Below are 3,798 nucleotides of genomic sequence, written 5' to 3'. Positions count from 1 at the left end.
GCCCAATAGTGGCCCATACTGTACAGCGCAGGGGCCGTGCTGCTTGACCACCCGGTTAACGCTGGGCATGCTTGGCGCCGTTTAGGGTGCGGCCAAGGTTTGAAACGCCGTGTTTGCTGGTTATTGGCGTTGAACGTGCCCCTGTGGATACCGCTTTCAAGCGGCATCTTGAGTTGCTTGGGTCAGGCCGGAATGCACCGCGTCTGCCATCAAAAACAGGATCATTTGAAAAATGGCCACATACGACATCCTGATTGCCGATGATCACCCCCTGTTTCGTAGCGCACTGCACCAAGCGGTGACGCTGGGCCTCGGCCCGGATGTACGGCTGGTGGAAGTGGCGAGCATCGCCGAGCTGGAAGCGCGTCTGACCGAAAAGGCCGACTGGGATCTGGTCCTGCTGGACCTGAACATGCCCGGCGCCTACGGTTTCTCCGGCCTGGTGCTGCTGCGCGGGCAATACCCGCAGATTCCGGTGGTGATGGTGTCGGCGCAGGAAGAAGCCTCGGTCATGGTCAAGTCCCGCGAGTTCGGCGCCAGCGGCTTTATTCCCAAGTCCAGCGACCTGAGTGTGATTCAGGAAGCGGTGCGCAAAGTGCTCGACGGCGATGTGTTCTGGCCACCGCAGGCCTTCGAAGCGGTCAGCGTGTCCGACGAAGCCAAGGCCGCCAGCGATGGCCTCGCCAGCCTGACGCCGCAACAGTTCCGCGTGCTGACGATGGTCTGCGAAGGGTTGTTGAACAAGCAGATTGCCTACGAGCTGAGTGTGTCGGAAGCGACCATCAAGGCCCACGTGACAGCGATCTTTCGCAAGTTGAATGTGCGCACCCGGACTCAGGCGGCCTTGCTTCTGCAACAACTTGAGTCAATTTCGAGCTGATAAAGCGCGCGACTTCACGCTTTTTTGACTTTTGTTGAACTAGCTTTCCCACTCCTTATTGGTTGGTTTTCACTTTATGTCACCTTTCAAGGGCCAGACTGGCCTGAAACGCATCCTCAACGCTTCCGGTTATTCGCTCGACGGTCTGCGCGCAGCCTTCACCGGTGAAGCGGCATTCCGCCAGTTGGTGCTGCTCAATGTGGTGTTGATCCCACTGACGTTTTTCCTGAATGTCAGCCGTGTCGAGCAGGCGGTGTTGATCGCCGTCTGCCTGCTGGCGCTGATCGTCGAGTTGCTGAACTCGGCAGTGGAAGCGGCCATCGACCGCATCTCGCTGGAATTGCACCCGCTGTCGAAGAACGCCAAGGACATGGGCAGCGCCGCACAATTCGTGGCACTGAGCATGATTGCCCTAGTGTGGGCAGTGATTCTGCTTTAAGCGATATTTTGCAAGACGATCTCGTCGCTGCGCTGCACCCCGGCGGTGAAAGCGCGGCACAGTTCGAGAAACTCGCGCATGGCCGAAGTCTGGTATTTCTGTTTGTGCCAGATGAAGTAGAACTGCCGGGCCAGGTCCAGGTCCGGTGTCTCCACCGGCACCAGACTGCCGCGCCGAAATGCATCGCGCAGTGCCAGCCGCGAGATGCAGCCAATCCCCAGCCCCGATTCCACGGCGCGTTTGATCGCTTCGGTGTGTTCCAGCTCCAGCCGGATATTCAGCGCGCTGCGATGATGACGCATGGCCTGATCGAAGGTCAGCCGCGTGCCGGAACCCTGTTCCCGCAGAATCCACGCCTCGTGGGTCAATTCTTCCATGGTTGCACTGCCGCGTTTGGCCAGCGGGTGTTGCGGCGCGCAGAACACCACCAGCTCATCCTCGACCCAGCTCTGCACTTCGATGTCCGGATGGCTGCAATCGCCTTCGATTAGACCCAGATCAATTTCGTAATGGGCGACTTGTTGCACGATATTGGCAGTGTTCTGTACGTGCAGCTTCACCTGGCTTTCCGGGTGGCGCTGCATGAAACCGCCGATCAGCAGGGTTGCCAGATAATTGCCGATGGTCAGCGTCGCTCCCACCGACAGCGAGCCGAAACCGGATTTGCCGTTGAGCAGGTCTTCGATTTCCTTGGCCTGATCGAGCAGGGCCACCGCTTGCGGCAACAGTTGTTTGCCAAGGGCGTTGAGGCTCAGGCGTTTACCCGCGCGATCGAACAGTTGGCAGCTGGACTGGCGCTCCAGTTCGGTGATCGAGGTGCTGGCAGCCGATTGCGAGAGGTTGAGCAGACCCGCAGCACGGGATACGCTTTCCTGCTGGGCGACGGCGACGAAGACTTGCAGTTGACGGAGAGTAAATCGCATATCTATATAACCGATAACCCTTATCTTAATAATCCAGTTAACAGATATTGTCGTCGCTATTAGAATGCGATGCAATTGCGCACCGTCGGCCGTTTCCAGGCAAGCGCAGACCCAATATCCAGGAGTCCCACGTACATGAGCAACATGAACCACGAGCGTGTCCTCAGTGTTCATCACTGGAACGACACTCTGTTCAGCTTCAAGTGCACCCGCGATCCGGGCCTGCGCTTCGAGAACGGTCAGTTCGTGATGATCGGCCTGCAACAGCCCAACGGCCGCCCGCTTATGCGCGCTTACTCGATTGCCAGCCCGAACTGGGAAGAGCATCTCGAGTTCTTCAGCATCAAAGTGCCTGACGGTCCGCTGACTTCGCAACTGCAGCACCTGAAGGAAGGCGACGAGATCATCATCTCGAAAAAGCCTACCGGCACCCTGGTACTGGACGACCTGAATCCGGGCAAACACCTGTATCTGCTGAGCACCGGTACCGGTCTGGCGCCGTTCATGAGCGTGATCCAGGACCCGGAAACCTACGAACGCTTTGAAAAAGTGATCCTGGTGCACGGTGTGCGTTACGTCAACGAAGTCGCCTACCGCGAATTCATCACCGAGCACCTGCCGCAGAACGAGTTCTTCGGCGAGGCGCTGCGTGACAAGCTGATCTACTACCCGACCGTGACCCGCGAGCCGTTCGAGAACCAGGGCCGTCTGACCGACCTGATGCGCAGCGGCAAGCTGTTCAGCGACATCGGTCTGCCACCGATCAACCCGCAGGACGACCGCGCGATGATCTGCGGCAGCCCGAGCATGCTCGACGAGACCAGCGAAGTGCTCGACAGCTTCGGCCTGAAGATCTCGGCGCGGATGCGCGAGCCGGGTGATTACCTGATCGAGCGTGCATTCGTCGAGAAGTAAGCCCCGCTCCCACAATTGGTGTTGTGGTGACACAGTAAAAGCCCGCGTTGCCTGAGAAGGCAGCGCGGGCTTTTTCGTTTCCGGGGATTACGCCCCGGCGGGGATCACTTCGAGCACGCGGATCTGCTCCGGTGTCGGGTAATGCCAGCGCACGTCCAGATCCCAGAATTGTGCGCCGTACTCGCGCTCGGGCAGCGGGGTTTGATACGCCGGGCGCGGATCCTGAGCCAGACACTGTTCAATCAGCTCAACCAACGGCTCGTCGAGGCGCTGAGCGTGTGTGTGCGCCTGTTGCAGCGCCGAATCCGTCCACTGCACGTCAATCAGCTGTGGCGCGGCGCTGGCGATGCTGTTGGCGGCTTCGGGGATGATGTCGGCGTATGGCACGTAGGGTTTGATGTCGAGAACCGGCGTGCCATCAAGCAAGTCGATCCCGGAGATGAACAGGCGATTGGCTTCGACCTTGTCCAGTTTCACCACTGATTGGCCGATGCCGTTCGGTCGGTGCGTGGCGCGGGTGGCGAACACGCCCATGGATTTGTTGCCACCCAAGCGTGGCGGGCGCACTTTCAGGCGAGGTTTTTCTTCCAGTGCTTGATGAAACAGGAACAGCAGCCACACATGGCTGACCTGCTCCAGAC

General features: G+C 59.1%; 5 protein-coding genes. 3 read left to right on the top strand and 2 right to left on the bottom strand.

Annotated features, from left to right (window positions below):
* Positions 1 to 232: 232 nt before the first annotated feature.
* Complete coding sequence (gene erdR, locus DBR24_RS17975; protein ID WP_123465189.1) at positions 233 to 880, top strand: response regulator transcription factor ErdR; 648 nt, start codon at positions 233 to 235, stop codon at positions 878 to 880.
* Positions 881 to 956: 76 nt separating this feature from the next.
* Positions 957 to 1,319 (top strand): diacylglycerol kinase, encoded by a 363-nt coding sequence (locus DBR24_RS17970; RefSeq protein WP_042607041.1) that lies wholly within the window; start codon positions 957 to 959, stop codon positions 1,317 to 1,319.
* Here the strand turns inward: DBR24_RS17970 and DBR24_RS17965 are convergent.
* A complete protein-coding gene (locus tag DBR24_RS17965; RefSeq protein WP_128615421.1) occupies positions 1,316 to 2,242 on the bottom strand; it encodes a LysR family transcriptional regulator in 927 nt (308 codons plus the stop codon). The genes DBR24_RS17970 and DBR24_RS17965 overlap by 4 nt on opposite strands.
* Positions 2,243 to 2,377: 135 nt before the next feature.
* On the opposite strand from DBR24_RS17965, the gene fpr reads away from it, so the two are divergent.
* On the top strand, positions 2,378 to 3,157 hold the full coding sequence (gene fpr, locus DBR24_RS17960) for a ferredoxin-NADP reductase (RefSeq protein ID WP_003222277.1): 780 nt from the start codon (positions 2,378 to 2,380) through the stop codon (positions 3,155 to 3,157).
* Between the two features lie 87 nt (positions 3,158 to 3,244).
* On the opposite strand, the gene tsaA is transcribed toward fpr, so the two are convergent.
* The coding region (tsaA, locus tag DBR24_RS17955; RefSeq protein ID WP_128615420.1) for a tRNA (N6-threonylcarbamoyladenosine(37)-N6)-methyltransferase TrmO at positions 3,245 to 3,798 on the bottom strand (554 nt) is incomplete at its 5' end.

The sequence above is a fragment of the Pseudomonas sp. HMWF006 genome (genome assembly GCF_003061205.1).
In the GTDB taxonomy this organism is placed as follows: domain Bacteria; phylum Pseudomonadota; class Gammaproteobacteria; order Pseudomonadales; family Pseudomonadaceae; genus Aquipseudomonas; species Aquipseudomonas monsensis.
This window is presented reverse-complemented; position numbering and strand designations above follow the sequence as displayed.